Source organism: Undibacterium sp. FT79W, assembly GCF_014284215.1.
In the GTDB taxonomy this organism is placed as follows: Bacteria; Pseudomonadota; Gammaproteobacteria; order Burkholderiales; family Burkholderiaceae_D; genus Undibacterium; species Undibacterium aquatile.
Genome location: NZ_JACOGB010000007.1, coordinates 298,694 through 316,971, shown reverse-complemented (window position 1 = coordinate 316,971; position 18,278 = coordinate 298,694). Strand labels below are relative to the sequence as shown.

General features: G+C 50.4%; 15 protein-coding genes. 5 read left to right on the top strand and 10 right to left on the bottom strand.

Annotated elements, in window-relative coordinates; genetic code table 11:
* The first annotated feature begins 18 nt into the window (after window positions 1-18).
* Entirely contained in the window at window positions 19-1,491 is a 1,473-nt protein-coding gene (gene rmuC / locus H8K38_RS14700) for a DNA recombination protein RmuC (RefSeq protein WP_186885579.1), read from the top strand.
* 52 nt (window positions 1,492-1,543) lie between these two features.
* On the opposite strand, the gene H8K38_RS14695 is transcribed toward rmuC, so the two are convergent.
* The 10 genes from H8K38_RS14695 to H8K38_RS14650 all read right to left on the bottom strand — a co-directional run bounded on the left by H8K38_RS14695 (window position 1,544) and on the right by H8K38_RS14650 (window position 14,258).
* Window positions 1,544-3,175 carry a sensor domain-containing diguanylate cyclase gene (locus tag H8K38_RS14695; protein ID WP_186885578.1) on the bottom strand — a complete coding sequence of 544 codons (1,632 nt, stop codon included), beginning with the start codon at window positions 3,173-3,175 and terminating at the stop codon, window positions 1,544-1,546.
* A gap of 12 nt (window positions 3,176-3,187) precedes the next feature.
* Window positions 3,188-3,613: a hypothetical protein gene (locus H8K38_RS14690; protein WP_186885577.1), complete on the bottom strand. Its 426-nt coding sequence runs from the start codon at window positions 3,611-3,613 to the stop codon at window positions 3,188-3,190.
* 6 nt (window positions 3,614-3,619) lie between these two features.
* Entirely contained in the window at window positions 3,620-4,858 is a 1,239-nt protein-coding gene (locus H8K38_RS14685; RefSeq protein WP_186885576.1) for a porin, read from the bottom strand.
* A 98-nt stretch (window positions 4,859-4,956) separates the two neighbouring features.
* Window positions 4,957-5,295 carry a helix-hairpin-helix domain-containing protein gene (locus H8K38_RS14680; RefSeq protein ID WP_222610864.1) on the bottom strand — a complete coding sequence of 113 codons (339 nt, stop codon included), beginning with the start codon at window positions 5,293-5,295 and terminating at the stop codon, window positions 4,957-4,959.
* 129 nt (window positions 5,296-5,424) lie between these two features.
* Window positions 5,425-6,264: a peptidylprolyl isomerase gene (locus H8K38_RS18735; RefSeq protein ID WP_370587103.1), complete on the bottom strand. Its 840-nt coding sequence runs from the start codon at window positions 6,262-6,264 to the stop codon at window positions 5,425-5,427.
* Window positions 6,265-6,334: 70 nt separating this feature from the next.
* On the bottom strand, window positions 6,335-7,633 hold the full coding sequence (gene glp, locus H8K38_RS14670; protein WP_186885574.1) for a gephyrin-like molybdotransferase Glp: 1,299 nt from the start codon (window positions 7,631-7,633) through the stop codon (window positions 6,335-6,337).
* Window position 7,634: 1 nt separating this feature from the next.
* A complete protein-coding gene (mobA, locus tag H8K38_RS14665) occupies window positions 7,635-8,246 on the bottom strand; it encodes a molybdenum cofactor guanylyltransferase MobA (RefSeq protein ID WP_186885573.1) in 612 nt (203 codons plus the stop codon).
* A 96-nt stretch (window positions 8,247-8,342) separates the two neighbouring features.
* On the bottom strand, window positions 8,343-9,467 hold the full coding sequence (gene moaA, locus H8K38_RS14660) for a GTP 3',8-cyclase MoaA (RefSeq protein WP_186885572.1): 1,125 nt from the start codon (window positions 9,465-9,467) through the stop codon (window positions 8,343-8,345).
* Window positions 9,468-9,557: 90 nt separating this feature from the next.
* Window positions 9,558-10,886 (bottom strand): chromate efflux transporter, encoded by a 1,329-nt coding sequence (chrA, locus tag H8K38_RS14655; RefSeq protein ID WP_186885637.1) that lies wholly within the window; start codon window positions 10,884-10,886, stop codon window positions 9,558-9,560.
* A 300-nt stretch (window positions 10,887-11,186) separates the two neighbouring features.
* A complete protein-coding gene (locus H8K38_RS14650) occupies window positions 11,187-14,258 on the bottom strand; it encodes an Rne/Rng family ribonuclease (protein ID WP_186885571.1) in 3,072 nt (1,023 codons plus the stop codon).
* Window positions 14,259-14,943: 685 nt separating this feature from the next.
* On the opposite strand from H8K38_RS14650, the gene H8K38_RS14645 reads away from it, so the two are divergent.
* The 4 genes from H8K38_RS14645 to H8K38_RS14630 all read left to right on the top strand — a co-directional run bounded on the left by H8K38_RS14645 (window position 14,944) and on the right by H8K38_RS14630 (window position 18,049).
* Window positions 14,944-15,909: an RluA family pseudouridine synthase gene (locus H8K38_RS14645; protein ID WP_255422991.1), complete on the top strand. Its 966-nt coding sequence runs from the start codon at window positions 14,944-14,946 to the stop codon at window positions 15,907-15,909.
* Window positions 15,910-16,001: 92 nt separating this feature from the next.
* A complete protein-coding gene (locus H8K38_RS14640) occupies window positions 16,002-16,661 on the top strand; it encodes an HAD-IIIA family hydrolase (RefSeq protein ID WP_186885569.1) in 660 nt (219 codons plus the stop codon).
* A 15-nt stretch (window positions 16,662-16,676) separates the two neighbouring features.
* Window positions 16,677-17,042, top strand: a complete 366-nt coding sequence (locus tag H8K38_RS14635; RefSeq protein ID WP_186885568.1) for a Rieske 2Fe-2S domain-containing protein — start codon at window positions 16,677-16,679, stop codon at window positions 17,040-17,042.
* Between the two features lie 20 nt (window positions 17,043-17,062).
* On the top strand, window positions 17,063-18,049 hold the full coding sequence (locus H8K38_RS14630) for a S49 family peptidase (RefSeq protein ID WP_255422990.1): 987 nt from the start codon (window positions 17,063-17,065) through the stop codon (window positions 18,047-18,049).
* The last annotated feature ends 229 nt before the right edge of the window (window positions 18,050-18,278 follow it).

Genomic DNA, 18,278 nt, shown 5'->3' with positions numbered 1-18,278 from the left:
AGTCGATATTTTTCATCCATGACTTTATTTGAAATCCTGATTCTGCTTGCATTGGCGGTTCTGATCGTCTTAACCGCGATCGTCTTGCTGCGTCATCGTTCAGGGCAGAGTGACGTGCCGACATTGGATTTGCTGGCGCTGCAAAATTTTTTACAGCAGGCGCAGCAACAGCAAATGCTGAGTCAGGAGCGTACTGAGCGTTCTTTGCGTGAGCAAGTGCAGTCAACCGCGCTGGCAACACGTCAGGAATTAGGTGCCAATTTCAGTCGGTTTCAACAGGGGCTGGCAACACAATTAACCAGTGTGGCGACCTTGCAGAAAAATCAGATCGATGGTTTTTCCCAGCAGTTAGTCAAGCTCAGCGAAAGCAATGCACAGCAGTTGGAGCAGATGCGTCTGGCCTTGATACAGCAAAGCCAAAGTGCGCGCGAAGAGCAGGGCGTCAGTCTGAAAGCATTTGCGGACACGCTGAATCAGACCTTGACCAGCCTGACCGAATCCAATGCCCAGCGTATGGCGGAAATCCGCGCGACGCTGGAACAAAAAATACAGCAACTGCAAATCGAAAATGCCAGCAAGCTCGAGGAAATGCGCAAGACCGTTGATGAAAAACTGCATGCAACACTGGAACAGCGTTTAGGTGAATCATTTAAGCTGGTCTCTGATCGTCTCGAAAAAGTGCATCAGGGGCTGGGCGAGATGCAGCAGTTGGCGATAGGTGTTGGTGATTTAAAACGTGTGCTCACCAATGTGAAAACCCGTGGCACCTGGGGTGAAGTGCAGTTGGAAATGGTGCTTGAGCAAATGCTGACACCAGATCAATATGCGAAGAATGTGGAAACCATACCTGGCACAGGCGAACGGGTCGAGTTTGCGATTAAATTGCCGGGTAAGGAAGATGACAAAGCACCGGTCTGGATGCCGATCGATGCCAAGTTTCCGAAAGAGCAGTATGAGCGTTTGCTCGATGCCGCGGAGCGTGCCGATGCCGAGGGTGTGGCGACGGCCGGTAAAGAATTGGAGCGTGCTATACGTGGCGAAGCAAAAACGATTTCCGAAAAATATCTGTCGCCACCATTGACGACCGATTTTGCAATTCTGTTTTTGCCGACCGAAGGTTTGTATGCGGAAGTCATGCGTCGCCCCGGTCTGGCCGATGAATTGCAACGTTCCTGCCGTGTTTCTATCGCTGGCCCCTCGACTTTATCGGCCTTGCTGAACAGTCTGCAAATGGGCTTCCGCACGCTGGTACTGGAGAAACGTTCATCTGAAGTCTGGCAGGTGCTGGGTGCTGTGAAAACCGAATTCGGCAAGTTTGGCGATGTACTGGCCGCGACCAAACTGACGCTGGAACGGGCGGCGAAAAATATCGACAATGCCGAAGTCCGGACTCGTCAGATGACGCGCAAGCTCAAGCAAGTAGAGGCGTTGCCGACCGATGTTGCGCAAAGTTTGCTCGGCGTTGCTGAAGATGATTTAAGTTCAGAATAGCGATTTCGCAGCATAACTCTTTTTATTCTGCTGCATTTTGAATTGCCCGCGCTCAGATGGATTGCGCCTGATCTGGGCTTGTTTCGTATCTGGCGATAGCATACGCGCTGCGGCCGCTTTGTTTAGCTTCATACATGGCCAGATCCGTTTCAGCGAGTAATTTTTCCGCTGAAAACATGCCCCCGGACGCATAGTTGATACCGATGCTGGCACCAGTGCTTGCGCTGATTCCATGACCAATATCGATAGGGCGACATGCTTCGGTAATGATTTTGCCGGCGATTTCTATCGCCTTCTCCTGATCGCTCATGTCGCATAACAGAACGACAAATTCGTCGCCGCCAAGGCGGGCAATGAAGTCGGTTTTTCTCAATATGCTTGTCAAGACATTGCTGAAATGAATCAGCACCATGTCACCTGCTTTATGACCGTAAGTGTCGTTGACTTCCTTAAATTTATCGAGGTCGATCAATAGCAGAAAAAATGGAGAGGGATGCCCGTGCGCGTTTTCCTTCATCAGATGAGCGAGTTTACGCTCTAAGCCCAAGCGATTGTTCAGTCCGGTTAAATGGTCGGTGATCGCCAGTTGCTGCGCTGCTTCTTCTTTGTACTTGCGCTCAGTAATGTCGTTGATTAAGCCTTGCAGTAACTCATTTTCAGCCACATGCAAAACAATATTGATCCATTTTTTCTCGTTCAGTCTGCCTGGCTCTATGCAAAAATCTTCCGATACCACCCGGGATTCATTTAAGGCCGCATCGATCATCAGATGCAGACGTAATTCCTGCCCGCTGATCAGCTCAAGCAGCGCCGCGGAAGGTGCGCCGTCGTCAGTTGCAATGTTGAGCATGCGTGTCAGAGCCTGATTGTAAGAGAGTAGTTCACCCTTGCAGTTCATTTTGAAAATACCTGTTTCAGCATTTTCAAAAAAGGTTTGAAATTTTCTTTCTTCTAATGCATGTTGAAGCCGCAGATTTTTTTCTTCGTCGAGCGACGAAACCAGATCGGCGATAATTTGATTCACGTCGTTAACTAAACGCCCCAATTCATTTTCCTTATTGTTTTCAGGGTGTTTCAGTAACTCGCCTTTTTGTGGTGACAGGGCATGTAATCTGTCAGATATTATTTTGATCGGGCGCGTAAAAAAGACGAAGACGATCAACGATAAAACAGATGCGATCAGCAAATTCTGAAACAGCAGCAATTCAACAATAAAGAGGGCTTTGTCGGTACTGTTTTTGTTGACGGTCGCCTGATTGATTTCCATGTTTACCGTACATACTTTTTCTCTGGGATTGAACGGCGAGAAAATCTCTCTGCTGATGAAATCCGGATAGTGCTTGAAGATGAACGGCAATTCAAATGATGTGGGAATCGAAGTTTTTTGTGAGACAGCCAGCGTTGTTTTCCCGCTATGAATCGTAACTTTGCTGACGACATTATTTTTACTGATGCCGTTGACGACTTCATTGGCAAGATTTTTGTCAGACAGGTAGCAGGCAATGCTGGCGGTATTTTCTGCCGAATTCAGCAGATCCTGCATGGTGCTGATGGTGTGCTTTTGTTCGTCATCAAAAAAATAAACATAGCTGGCCAATGAAAAAAAGATGCCGATGACCAAGCTGACTCCCAGCAAGGCGAGGGAGCTGCGTATCGCGATATTATTTCGAATAAGTTGGCGCATGCAGAAGGGGAATCAGTTGCTCAGAAGGAGTATGAGTTTAACTCTTTTATCGATTTTCTTACTGTCAATATAGGCAATTGCACCTTTATTCTCACTGACGAGATTGATTGCATCTTCCATGCTGTTGACTTGTAATGGCGGTTGCCCGAGTCCGGAGAAACGTAATCTGGCCCAATACGAATTGATTTCTGCCAGTTCTTTACCTACCAGCAGAGAGTAAAACTGCATTTTTTCATGATGGGTATTACTCAGATCGATGGGCATGCCGGTTAAACCATTCGGTAACTTTCTGGTTCTTCCCATATAAATGTTGATGACTTCGTCTTTGCTGAGTTTGTCTATGCCGCTATTGGGGTTCGCAACCACAGCAAGCTCTGCTGATGCATTGCCGCTGATCAGCAGCAACACCAGACATAAAAATTTGATCAGGTATGGCATGCAGATTCAGAATACAAAATTGTAGGCAACACTCAGCAGGTTCGCATGGCCATCCCATCCTTCTTGTGGATTGCGAACCAGGAAATGCTTCTGACTGCGGATATGATCCAGTTGCACTTTGATATTGGCGTTGTCGCCGAGATCGTAACGGATACCTGCGGTAAAAGTCTGCTGACCGTTTGGTATCAGCTGTTTGTTGATTCCGGAGATTGTATTCTTTAGACGCGGTGACAGTGCCGGGTCTGTCGTTATTTGCTTATCAGCACCTTGCTGGCGGGAAGCTGAAACTGTAGCGTAGGAGGTCCATTTTTTTATGCGGTAACTCATCGTCAGATACGCTGCATCTGAGTTTTGCAATAGCACTGAATCAGATTCTATGCGGCCCAGCATGAATTGCGCCTGAAGCGATCCATGGTCAAGCACGGCGCCAATTGACGTATATTTTAATTTTTTTCCATGCGTAGTCAGCTGATCTGCGATACCCGACGATGCCGGAACGGTTGCTGCGATTGACGGGGATGTTAGCTCTGCCACAATGGGCTCAAACGGCCGGTAGTCGTCGGCGAGTTTCAGTTCAGAATAGCCTGCCCTGATTGTCCAGTTTTTTTGCTGGTACTCAAGATGAGCGCCGCTTAACTCCGAATGATTCAGCGAGTAGTATTTTTCCGGTGACCCGAGGTAAATTTTTTCACGTGCTAATCCATAAAAAAATTTCGCCTTGAGATTACCATTTCCCAGAGGGTGGGACAGCACTGTGTCAACACCGTCAAAATAAGACACAACGAGTCTGCCGAAAAAGTCTACTGGCGGTCGTACCCATGTGTAGGAGTAGCCGATATTTCTGGAATCTGCCAGCATATAGACGTCAAATCCTAAACGCCCTGCGCGTAGTTGAAATTTGTCGTCGGGGCTGTAGCTGGCATAGGCCCAAGTCACAGTGGGGGTGAAATTATCTGCACTTTTCCGGCTGACGACCTGGATTGCCGCATCAAAATTGTCGCTGAAACTGCGGTTGATTTGCAGGCCCAGATTACTGTCGATACCAGCATCGGTCTGTCGCGTGTAGCCAACCCCGGATTCCTGCGATAAATCACGCACAATGTCTGCCTGACGGGTATCGCTGTGTGATATGCCCAGGGTGCCGAAACCCGTAATTGAATAGTCTTTTTCGTCAGCAGCGGCAGTGTTTTGTGTGCTGAGTACGGCAAGCGCCAGGATGGAAAATTTTAATGACCAGGCAGACATAGATGCATTTTTATATTGCGCTACCCGTTGTGTTTAGCAGCGGGTAGCGGATTCCGGCAGTGTTGAATAATGCTCTGATTGTTGTCTGAACAAAGAGCTTATTTCTTTTCAGCTGGCTTTTGTTTGGCGATGATCAGATCTTTGATGCCGTTGTACACGTCTTTAGTCAGAATTTTTTTCGTCAGCAATTCATCTTTACCTTTGTAAGGGCGACCCTTGATGATGGCATCAGAACGGACATCGCCAATTTTTGGCAGGGTTGCCAATTCTTCTTTGCTGGCGTTGTTAATGTCGAGCAGTTCAGTTTTAGCGCTTGCGGAAGCAGAGGCCGCCGCTGGCGCTGGTGCTTTCTTTACCTCATCTTTAGCATGAACGGCACCAGTTGCGAGTAAAGTAAAACCCGCACATATCAACAATTTCTTTAACATATTCTTCATATTAACTCCCATACCAGGTTGAATAACTAAGGCCATGTTGTACGTGATGCGTACATGATTTAATCGATATTTATCGACGAAATGCTATTGGTATGGATAGCATACAGCAGCTATCCATACTCTTGCATCTTATTGCGTTTGCTTTGCTGAAGTAATGAAGACCGGAGTCACGGGAACATTACTCAAACCACCTTGTGTTGATACTGGTACCACGCGGATCAGATCAACCACATCCAGACCCGCAACGACTTTACCAAACACCGCATAACCGGCATTCGTGCTGCTGTAATCAAAAGCAGTGTTATCGACAGTGTTGAAATAGAATTGAGATGTTGCAGAATCGGCGACGCTGGTGCGTGCCATGCCGATGGTGCCACGGGTATTGCTCAGACCATTACTTGACTCAAGCTTAATTGCCGCAGAGGTTGTTGCCAGTTGCAGATCAGAGGTATAACCACCACCCTGAACCACAAGATTGGCTTCAACACGGTGGAAGATTTTATTTGGATAAAATCCGCTCTCGACGTAATTAAGGAAGTTATCAACGGTGACTGGCGCTTTGGCCGGATTTAATTCGATGACGATATTACCTTTGCTGGTACCCATCGTGACTTGTGGCTGAGCGCTCAGTGAGGATGTCAGTGAAGCCTGATACAAACTACCGCCGTTGGCATTGGTGATGGTTGCTACGCCTGTACCGACACCGACGATTTTGCACGTGAATGTACGTTTTGTGGCAGAACCGCCTGCGACTTCCGTCAGGCTAAGGCAGAGTGGGTTAGCAACAGTAATTCCCTTATCCAGATTCTGGCCATTGACTGTCATCGTGTATGTTTTACGATAAGCAATCTGGGAGTTTTCGACGCTGCTGACCGTGGCAAGCACGGTCGTCGTCTCTTTAGATCCACCGCAGCCGCTTAGTAAAACGAGGGATGTACATGTACCCAGTAACCATGTTGAAGCTTTCACTCTGATCTCCGTCTAAATAGAAAAATGAATTGTACTTTGTCTCATGCCAGAATAGCTGGAAATGATGGTTTTATAGCATTCCGTCGAACAGCAGAACTGTGACTTTGTCGCCTGCCGACACCTGATCCTGATCGTGCTGCAAAACGATCATGCAATTGGCTTCGGACATCGAGCGCAGGATACCGGAGCCTTGTGAGCCGGTCACGCTGACTTCCAACTCGCCATTGGTGTTCGTCGTGAGAATGCCGCGTTGGTATTCAGTGCGTCCGGGGCGCTTGCGTATGGCGGTTTTGCTGATGACTGGAATCAACGGTAGCGGTGCTGCATTTGCCCCCATCATGTGCAGCAAAGCCTGGCGTGCAAAGAAATAAAACGTCACCATGACAGCGACCGGATTACCTGGCAAGCCGAACAGATAGGCGCTTTTCCCTTGCGAATGAATTTTGCCGAACGCCATAGGTCGTCCTGGACGCATACCGATAGTCCAGAATGCGACATCGCCCAGCTTGCCCATGATTTGCTTGGTGTAGTCGGCCGCACCGACGGAAACACCGCCCGAGGTGATGATGGCATCGGCGTTTTCGCAGGCGGAGCGGAAAGCGGCTTCCAGCTCGGCCGGATCATCCTTGATGACGCCCATATCTATCATGTCGCAACCAAGACGGCTCAGCATGCCATACAAGGTATAGCGGTTGCTGTCGTACACACAGCCTTCATCCAGTGGTTCGCCAAGTGAGCGCAGTTCGTCGCCGGTTGAAAAAAAAGCGACGCGCAGACGACGCTGTACCGGCACTTCGGCAACACCGAGCGAGGCCAGCAGACCCAGATCTGCCGGGCGCAAAATTTTACCGCGTTGCAAAGCTGTTTTGCCGTTCGCTAGGTCTTCACCTTTCAGGCGCCGGTTGTCGCCTGTACGCACTTTCCCGGCTGGAACACCGACCTGGTCGTCGCTGGCATTTACAGTAAATTCTTGTGGAATCACGGTGTCGCACGACGCTGGCATGACCGCGCCTGTCATGATGCGCACACATTCTCCGGCACCGACGTCGCCGTGATAGGCTCGTCCGGCAAAGGCCGTACCGACTATTCTGACATCACGGACGCCGGTAGCTGGCAGGTCGCTGCCGTTGAGAGCATAACCGTCCATCGCCGAATTATCGTGTGCCGGAACGTCAATACCGGAAACGATATCTGTCGCCAGCACGCGGCCTAATGCCTGTCGTATCGCCAGCTTTTCGATTGCCTGAATCGGTGTGATGAATTGCGCAATGATGTCTTGCGCTTTGGTGACGGGAAGTGCATGCGGATCGTAATCCGACATACAACTGACGATGTCGTGCAAGCTGGATGGGCTGGAAGCGTGAGTCATATCAGGTCTCGAATTGTCGTAGTTCTTGCAGGGTATTAATATTACGAAAGCCAGTATTGTCCTCGAAAACGACTTCAGCAATACGCAAATGTTGGAACCATGCGTCAACTTTGCGTCCGCCCTGCATCAGAAAAGTTGTCAGGTCATCCAGTAACGAGGCTTTCATCAGAGAAAATACCGGATGAGACTGACGGCGGGCAATGCCATCTTCATATTCTGTGGTGACTGCAACTGCGAGATCGGCATCATTACTCAGCAGACCTAACGATAAGCGCTCGGCCAGATCAGTTGGCAAAAAAGGTGAATCGCATGGCACTGTCAGCAGATACGGTGTTTCGCAATGCACCAGACCGGTCTGTACCCCCGCCAGCGGGCCAGCGTAGCCGTCGATCTGATCGGGCCAGACTTGCGTGCCGAAACTTTCATAGACCGCCAGATTCTGATTCGCGTTAATGATCATCTCGCCGACTTGCGGTGACAACCGCATCAAGGCATGCAGTGCCATCGGCGCACCGCGAAAACTCTGTAAGCCCTTATCGACCTGGCCCATGCGGGTGCCACGTCCGCCGGCCAGAATCAAGCCGGTGATCAGTTGTTTGTCTATGCCAGTCATGTTGTTTGTCTTTACTCTGAAGTGTTTGTTTATTGTGGCGCTGATTTTTTGGACGGATCTGCCGCATTGCTGCTTTTCAAGCAGAGCCGTTGCCAGTCAGCCGCCGATGTACGACATTTCTATCTTTTTACGCTGTTCCTGATCGGCATCCGTTTGTTGGCTGCGCAGTTCGGAATAACGATCACTTCTCGCTTGCCAGATGCTGGCGACGACATTGGCAATCGCGAGGTCGGAATGGTTCGCCGGGTCGCGCAACAATGCCCGCAAATCATGGCCGTGGGTGGCAAACAGGCAGGTGTACAACTTACCCTCGGTGGATAAGCGCACACGGCTGCAATCTTGGCAGAACGCATGGGTGACGCTGGAAATGACGCCGATTTCGCTCTCGCTTCCCAGATGCTGCCAGCGTTCTGCGGTTTCCCCTGTGTAGTTAGCGGCCATGGCCTTGAGCGGCATGCCGGCATCCTGAATTCGCTGAACGATCTGCGCCGATGGGATAACTTCATCCAGTTTCCAGCCGTTCGACGCGCCGACGTCCATGTATTCAATGAAGCGCAGTATATGAGGCGTGTCTTTGAAATAGCGTGCCATGGCCGCGACTTCATGGTCGTTGACTCCCGCCTTGACGACCATGTTGATTTTGATCGGGCCTAGCCCCGCCGCCTGCGCAGCATCGATGCCATCGAGTACCTGCGCGACAGAAAAATCGACATCGTTCATACGTTTGAAAATGACGTCGTCCAGCGAGTCGAGTGACACCGTTACGCGATTTAATCCGGCATCTTTCAGGCTTTGCGCTTTTTTTGTAAGTAGCGAGCCATTGGTTGTCAGCGTCAGATCGGGTGGGCTGCCATCGACCGTGCGTAGATTAGCCAGCATCCCGACTAGTCTTTCTATATTTTTTCTGAGCAGGGGTTCGCCCCCGGTCAGGCGAATTTTTTTGACGCCATGTGCAATGAAAATGCGCGCAATGCGGGTAATTTCTTCAAAACTCAGTAATGATGTGTGCGGCAGATATTGATAGTCTTTATCGAAGACTTCTTTTGGCATGCAGTACACGCAACGGAAGTTGCAGCGATCTGTGACCGAAATGCGTAAATCGTGCAATGGCCGCGCCAGCGTATCGCTGAGAAAACCGTCAGGCTCGACGAGCTGGGTCGGTATTTTCAGTTGCGATAACTGCTGTCTCAGGTCGGTCAGGGGGATAAATTTTTCCGTCATTGAAGTGCTAGCTCAGACTGTTTTTTGCATAAGCCGAGACAATACCATGAGAACGAAAATAAGATTTCTCCCCGCTTGTTTCAGGTAGATTCAGATCAATTTTTGGCACAACAAGCCAAGCACGCCAAATATGGCCAGCAAAGTTATTGTGCCGGGTTTGAAGCGAAATACGAGGATACAGGCGAGCAGCGTTAAGGCGATGGCGGGTACATCCCATTGTTGTTGCTCAGTATAAAAAACGTGGCTCGCAAAGAATACTGCCAGGCTGACGATCACGCCGACCACCGCGGCTGAAATAGCACTCAGCGGCGCGGTGAAGCGCAGTTGGTTGCGGGTCGATTCAACCAGTGGGCCACCGGCCAGAATAAAAATAAACGACGGTAGAAAGGTGAAGAAAAAAGCGATACAGGCGCCCAGCAATCCGGCCAGTAACTGGCTTTCTGCGCCCAGCGGCATTTGATTCCAGCCACTGACGAAGCCGACAAAGGCCACCACCATAATCAGCGGTCCCGGCGTGGTTTCACCGAGCGCCAGACCATCCATCATTTGCGCCGCGCTCAGCCATTGAAAATGATCGACCGCTGACTGAAAAACATACGGTAGCACGGCGTAGGCACCGCCGAAACTCAGCAATGCTGTTTTCGTGAATAACCATGCCATCTCGGTCAATGGATTGTGCCAGCCCGTCGCATAAGCAATCAGGCTCCAGCCGCCAGCGCACAATACCAGGCCAGCGAGAGCAACCAGTATCAGATGGCGCAGTGAAAAACGTGCATGCTCCGGCGTTGGCGTGTCATCGTCGATCAGCGCGCGTGGATGGGTTCTTTGTCCGCTGTCTGCCGCTGCGTGTGACGGTGGTAACTGACAATGTTGTCTGAACAAGGCGCCAGCGCACGCGGCGAGCAGAACGATGGCGGGGAAGGGCAGCTTAAGCACGGTGATGGCAATGAAAGCGCAGGCGGCAATCCCTTTCAGGAAATGCGTGCGCAGGCTGCGGCTGCCGATACGCCAGGCTGCTGCCAGCACAATCGCGACGATCGCCGGTTTAATCCCATACAACACGCCGGAAACGATATGGTGTTTGCCGAACACCATATACGCCCACGACAGACCAATCAAAATAAACAGGCTGGGCAGGATAAACAAGATACCCGCCATCAGCCCGCCTATGGTTCTGTGCATCAGCCAGCCGATGTATACCGCCAGTTGCGTGGCTTCCGGCCCCGGCAGCAGCATGCAGTAGTTGAGTGCGTGTAAAAAACGTCGCTCGGAAATCCAGCGTCGCTGATCGACCAGTTCTGCATGCATCATCGCTATTTGTCCGGCTGGACCACCGAAACTGATAAAACCTAATTTCAGCCAGTACCAGAATGCCGTTTTGAGAGAAATAGCCTGATCAGGATGGGTGGTCGGTTCCATGGCGTTGATATTGATGTTGGCTGGTGAGGGTTGAATGCTTAAGATTGCATCGGGGCGGTGATTTCGCGTCAGCATGCAGTTGTCGCGACGCACGGTGTAAAAATGCCTGATTATCGGGATAAATATACTCCCGGGAGTATATTTACAAGCCCTTTAAACATGCTGAGGATAGCCCGATTTATCTAAATAATGGGGGGAGTATCCAATAAAAGTAAAAAAGTCGGCAAACTTTTTGAGTTTGCCGACTTTGTGTAACGCCGCATATCAGCGTTGGATAACCGCGTTATGTTGCGTTTCCGATTAATGGCGCGTTTCAACCAAGACCAAAGGCTCAGTCGATGCCGGAGGCAATGGCTTGCGTTCGCGTGGCACACGTGCCGGCGCTGTTGTCTGACTGACGCTGTCCTGCGCTGCACGCAGCTTCTCAGGGTTGGTCACGGCCAGCTCCAGACCTGCTGCGCTCAGCATTTGCTTCAGTTCTTCAACAGGCATGCTTGCTGCTGCAGGCTTGGTGCGGACTGTTGCTGGTGTTGCTGCCACCGCTGCCGGAGCAGATTCGACCAGCGTTGGCGCTACTGGTGCTGCCGGTACTTCTGCTGCTGTTACTGCTTTTGCTGTTTCAGCTGCTTCTGTTGCGACAACTGCTACAGGCTCAACGCTGGTAACGACGGCTGGTGTTGGTTCAGCCGCAACTGCTACCACTTCAGTCTGCGTTGCTACTGCTGCGGTTACTACCGGTGCGATCACTGCCGGCGCCACGACTTCTGCTGGTGCAGAAGCAGGTGCTGCTTTTACTTCGGCAATCTCAACCGGCGCAGCAGCAACATTAACAACATCGACCGATGCAGGTGCAACTGGTGCGCTGCCAGCTTCTGTGACCGGCGCTGGTGCAGGCGCTGGAGCAACTGATACGGCAGGCGCTTCCTGAACAGACTGAACAACTGGAGTTGCTGCGATAGCTGCTGCTGCAGTTGTAACAGGTACAACAGGTACAACTGCAGGTGCAACTGCTTCGATGACAGGTGCCGGCGTCACTATCGTTACCGGTGCAACTTCACTGCCTGCTTCGGTAGCGACCGGGACAAAGGCTTCTGTGCCAGATTCAGCAATCACTTCGCCTTGCTCATTCAATTCACCTGGTTCGCGATCACGGCGATTGCGGTTGCGGCCACCACGACGGCGACGACGACGGCGCTCTTCGCTTTGCTCCGCATTCTCGTTGTCAGCAACAGGTTCGACACCATTGACGGGCGCGGCTTCCGGAACAACTTGCACTGGCACCGGATCAAGATGCTTCTGAATCAGATCGTCGGTCTTCGCATCGGCTGTCAGTGCTTCTTTGCGTTCTTCGCGCTGACGTTGCTGACGTTCGCGGCGACCTTCCTGGCCTTCTTTCGGCTCACGTGGCTCGCGTGGTTCACGGGCTTGCTTCGCTTGCTTTGGGGGGCGTGTCGATTCTTGCGTTATCGCTGGTTTGTCGCTATCCGCTTTTTCAACTTTGTCGTTACGGCCATTTGCGTTGGTCGGGCGATCTTCACGTTCATCGCGGTCGCGATTGCGACGGTTGCGATTGCGTGGATTGTTGCGTGCGTTACGGCCATTACGGTCGCGCTCAGCCGATTTATCTTCGTTGACGACAGGTGTTTCGACTGTGGCTGGCGCTTCTGATTTGCCGAACAGGAAGCCCATTACCTTGCTGAAGAAGCCTGGCGCAGGCGCTGCAACTGCAACCGTAGTCGTTACCTCTTTGCGTTCAACGATAGGCGCCTGATCAGGCGTGATACTTTTCACGACAGCTTCCTGACGTGGTTTGATATCTTCTTTCTGGCGTTTGCTGTAGCCGATATCAGTATCTGCCTGCTCTGCCATGGCGTAGCTGGCGTGATGTTCTTCCAGACGCGGATCATCTGTTTTCAGACGATCCAGTTTGTAATGTGGTGTTTCGAGATGCGTGTTCGGAATCAGAATCACCGTCACGCGATGACGCGTTTCGATTTTCAGGATTTCGCCACGTTTTTCATTCAGCAGGAACGCAGCAACATCGACCGGCACCTGAACATGGATCGCCGCAGAGTTTTCCTTCATCGCTTCTTCCTGGATGATACGCAGGACTTGCAATGCAGAAGATTCAGTGTCGCGGATGTGGCCGGTGCCATTGCAGCGTGGGCAAGTGACGTGGCTGCCTTCGGACAGGGAAGGGCGCAGACGCTGGCGTGATAATTCCATCAGGCCAAAGCGGGAAATCTTGCCCATCTGTACGCGTGCGCGGTCGTAGCGCAGCGCATCTTTGAGGCGGGTTTCGACTTCGCGTTGATTCTTGGCGTTTTCCATGTCGATAAAATCGATCACGATCAGGCCGCCTAAGTCACGCAGACGCAGTTGACGGGCAACTTCTTCTGCAGCTTCGAGGTTGGTGTTGAATGCCGTGGTTTCGATGTCACCACCGCGAGTAGAGCGTGCTGAGTTGACGTCAACCGAGACCAGTGCTTCGGTGTGATCGATAACGATCGCGCCGCCGGATGGCAATGGTACGGTACGGCTGTAAGCAGTTTCGATCTGATGTTCGATCTGGAAGCGCGAGAACAGTGGTACGTCATCGCTGTAGCGTTTCACGCGATGCACCATATCCGGCATCACATGGCTCATAAACTGCTGCGCCTGTTCGTAAATTTCGTCGGTGTCGATCAGGATTTCGCCGATATCCGGCTGGAAGTAATCGCGGATCGCACGAATGACGAGTGATGATTCCTGGTAAATCAGGAAGGCACCCGGCGTGGATTTGCCAGCGCCTTCAATTGCACGCCAGAGTTGCATCAGGTAGTTCAGATCCCATTGCAATTCATCGACATTGCGGCCTATGCCTGCGGTGCGGGCAATCACGGACATGCCGGTCGGCAGATCCAGCTTATCCATGGTGTCACGCAATTCCTGACGGTCTTCGCCTTCAACCCGGCGCGATACACCGCCGCCACGTGGGTTGTTCGGCATCAGCACCAGATAGCGGCCTGCCAGTGAAATGAACGAAGTCAGCGCGGCGCCTTTATTGCCACGTTCTTCTTTTTCCACTTGCACCATGATTTCCTGGCCTTCGCGCAGGGCTTCTTTGATGGAGGTGTTGCGGACGTCGATACCTTCTTTGAAATAAGAGCGGGCGACTTCTTTAAATGGAAGGAAACCGTGACGTTCTTCGCCGTAGTTGACGAAGCAGGCTTCGAGAGAAGGTTCGATGCGGGTGATGACACCCTTGTAGATATTTGACTTACGTAATTCGCGACCAGCGGTCTCGATATCAATGTCGATGAGTTTTTGCCCATTGACGATGGCAACACGCAGTTCTTCTTGCTGTGTTGCGTTGAACAGCATACGTTTCATGTTTTTACTCCGTGACCTGTTGGTCATCTTTTGTCACACACTCATTCAATGAGCACGCGACTGTACTGATATGGGGATGTATGCCAGGAAGGAGTGCCTGAAGGAGGGGGAAATGCCTGTGGCGCAGCAGGATAATATCGCTATCAGTGATTAAACTGCTTTGCGACGAAAATTAAATTCAATTTTTATTCTGCTTCGCGCCGGGCGCGTCTGATTCTGGTACGAAGTCGAGTGCACATGTCCCCCGCGTTGTCTTATCTTGCTATATTTGTGCAATAGCGAAGTACAACGCCAGGCGATGAGCAACTTTGGTGTCAGACCATCTTATTGTGTTGTGTCTGACGGAATCGCCTTTACTACCAAAATCATCATAGGCAAGCATGCTTATTCATCATAAACCAGCATCTCTTGCCTAACTTATCCTTACTATTCAAACGCTCTGATCCAACCTCGTTTCACTGAAGTCCGACAGCAACAGTTGGTTGCCACCTTGACCCGTCAACGATGCTGCATACACATCTTTTCCATCATATTTGCAAACTGGCGAGGCTGATGGACTGACCCCTGTGTAAAATAGCTGTTTATTTCTATTACACTGCTAAAGCGTAATTGCTGAAGCGAAAATGATTATATATTCAAAATGAAGGACTTAGCGATAATTAATGGGGGAAGGCATCAAAAACAGATGCAAACTACGCCCCCGCAAGAGCCTTCAGCTTCTGCGCCCAGAGTACAGCTCCTGACAATCTCTGAAGAAGAGGCTGGTCAGCGGATTGATAATTTCCTCTTACGTATATGTAAAGGCGTACCAAAAAGTCACGTTTACCGTGTATTGCGCTCTGGAGAAGTGCGCGTCAATAAAGGACGTATAGATCAGTTATACAGACTGGTGGAGGGGGATGTTGTCCGTATTCCACCTATACGCATGGCTGAGCAATCGACGCAAGTTGTTCCTAAACTTGAGTTCCCGATTCTGTTTGAAGATAATTATCTGCTGATCATCGATAAGCCTGCGGGGGTTGCTGTGCATGGTGGTTCAGGCGTCAGTTATGGCGTGATCGAGCAATTACGGGCGTCGCGGCCAGATGCCAAATTTCTGGAGCTGGTGCACCGGCTAGACCGCGAGACATCCGGGATTCTGCTGATTGCAAAAAAACGGACAGCCTTAACAAATTTGCATGAGCAGATGCGTGATGGTCTGACCGATAAGCGTTACTACACGCTGGTCTCGGGCGACTGGAAAAATGCCCGGCAACATGTGAAGTTGCCTTTGCATAAATACACCACGGCTGATGGTGAGCGACGTGTCCGGGTGCAGGCGGATGGCATGGCATCGCACACGATCTTTACACTCAAAAAGAAGTTTAAAGAATTTGCTTTGTTAGAGGCGGAATTAAAAACCGGGCGTACGCACCAGATTCGTGTGCATTTGTCTGCCAGTGGGTTTGCGATTGCCGGCGATGATAAATACGGGGATTTTCCTTTAAATAAAGCATTGCTGAAGGCGACGGCGACACGCGGCGCCCTCAAGCGTATGTTCTTGCATGCTCATCAGATTACTTTCACGCATCCCGAGACCGGCAAACAGATGACAGTTAATGCCCGGCTTCCGGAAGAGTGCGAACACTTTCTGCGCAGTCTGGAGGCGTAGCAGAAAAACTTGAACGTTTATTAATGGTATGATCGAGGTACTCACAAGCAACATCAGTCCCCACCTGAAATGGCGGGGAGTTCATTCTTAATATGGCAAAAAAGCAATTTGATTTTATCGTGTTTGACTGGGATGGCACCCTCATGGACAGTACTGCCACCATCGTCAAATGTATTCAGGCGGCAGCAAAAGATCTGGGCTTGCCCATACCTGGCGATCATTCGGCAGCGTATGTGATCGGCTTATCGCTTCTTGAGGCGATGAAAGCCGCGGTTCCTGATGTTGATCCGAAATACTATCCGCGCATGGTGGAGCGTTATCGTTATCACTATTTGTTAAAAGATCATGAGTTGCCATTGTTTGATGGTGTGCGCGATATGCTCAATGAATTGTCTCAGGATGGTTATTTTTTGGCGGTCGCAACCGGAAAAAGCCGTGTTGGCCTGAGCCGGGCATTACACACGGCCGAGCTGACATCCTTGTTTGACGCGACACGCTGTTCCGACGAGACGTTCTCCAAACCGCATCCGGCGATGCTGCAAGAGCTGACCAGAGAATTAGGGCAGGATATGCAACGCACACTGATGGTTGGTGATACCACCCATGATTTGCAAATGGCAAATAACGCCGGTGCAGCAGCCGTTGCTGTTGAGTATGGCGCACACGACGCGCATTTATTGTCTGGTTTCAATCCTCTGTATTCAGCAAAGACCGTAGCAGAGTTACATCAATGGCTCAGAGAAAATGCCTGAGTGGAGTCGCGTTGAATGAAATCTATTGCAATTTGTCAATCTCAAGAACTGATCAACGGTGGAAAAGGGGTGCGTTTTCCGCTGACGGCAGGCAGTGACGATGCCGTTGGTTTCGTCATTCGCTACGCCGATGAAGTGCATGCTTACCTGAATCGTTGCGCTCATGTGCCGGTAGAACTGGATTGGAATCCGGGTGAGTTTATTGAATCCAGCGGCTTATTCATTATGTGTGCAACGCATGGAGCAATTTATCAGCCAGAAACAGGATATTGCTCCGGTGGGCCTTGCCGTGGCAGTCGGCTCAGGAAAATTGAGGTCAGCGAGTCGGATGGAACGGTTTACTGGCATCCGGATGATTATATTCAGCCTGTAATTGCCTGAAAGAATACAAAGGTAAGATGATGAACGACCCGTTGTTTGAAAAAAAGCCAGCTGACAGCACAGAAAATGCATCTGCATCCTGGGATAGGACAGTGTTAGAGAAGCTGCTGTTCGAGTCTCTGCGTGAGCAGCGATTGCGACGTCGTTGGGGAATATTTTTTAAATTCACCTTTCTTCTGCTTATTCTTGGCGGCTTTTACTATTTTTCCGGTTTTTCAGATGCTCAGACGGAAAATCTGGGGCATCACACCGCCTTGGTTGAAATTGATGGTGAAATTGATGCTGGTGGCAATGCCAGTGCGAAAGACGTGATTCCTGCATTAAATCGCGCATTTGCCGATGCTGGATCAGTGAGTGTGATATTGCGTATTAACAGTCCCGGTGGCAGCCCGGTTCAGGCTGGCATGATCAATGACGAGATTGTCCGCTTGCGGTCGCATTATCCAGACAAAAAGCTGTACGTGGTAGTGGATGAGATTTGCGCGTCTGGTGGCTATTACATCGCCGCAGCCGCCGATAAAATTTATGTCAATAAAGCCAGTGTGCTCGGATCTATCGGTGTCTTGATGGATGGATTCGGCTTCACGGGGCTGATGAATAAGCTTGGTGTTGAGCGGCGTCTGATGACGGCGGGAGAAAATAAAGGCTTTATGGATCCTTACTCACCGCAGACGGAAAAACATAAAGAGTTATCTCAGGCGATGTTAAATGAAATTCATGCGCAGTTTATTGATGTGGTGCGTAAAGGGCGGGGCAATCGCCTGAAAGAAACACCGGAAACTTTTTCCGGCTTATTCTGGATAGGAAGCAAAGCCGTAGAAATGGGGTTGGCCGATGACTTCGGTACCGTTGAGTCAGTCGCACGCGATGTGATCAAGGCTGAAGATATCGTTGATTACACGCAGAAAGAAGGCTTGCCAGAACGTGTTTTGAAAAAATTTGGCGCTTCGGTAGGAAGCGGCGCAGTCAGTTCTCTGTTAAAGAGCAATAGTCTATCAATACGCTGATCTGAATTGATCTATTTTGTTTAGTTGGTTTTTTAAATCTGTCTTCCGGCATACATAGTTTTAATTTTCTTTTCTATCTTTTCCGCTTCATTTATATTGGGTACGTAGCTGGTTCAAAACAGGAGGTCGATATAGACAATATTTCGTTTCCATGTTCGTTGTTCTCTGAGATCCGGACTTCATCGTTGTGCCGGTTTTGTGCGAAGTAGAAGGATGACAATTTGAATTG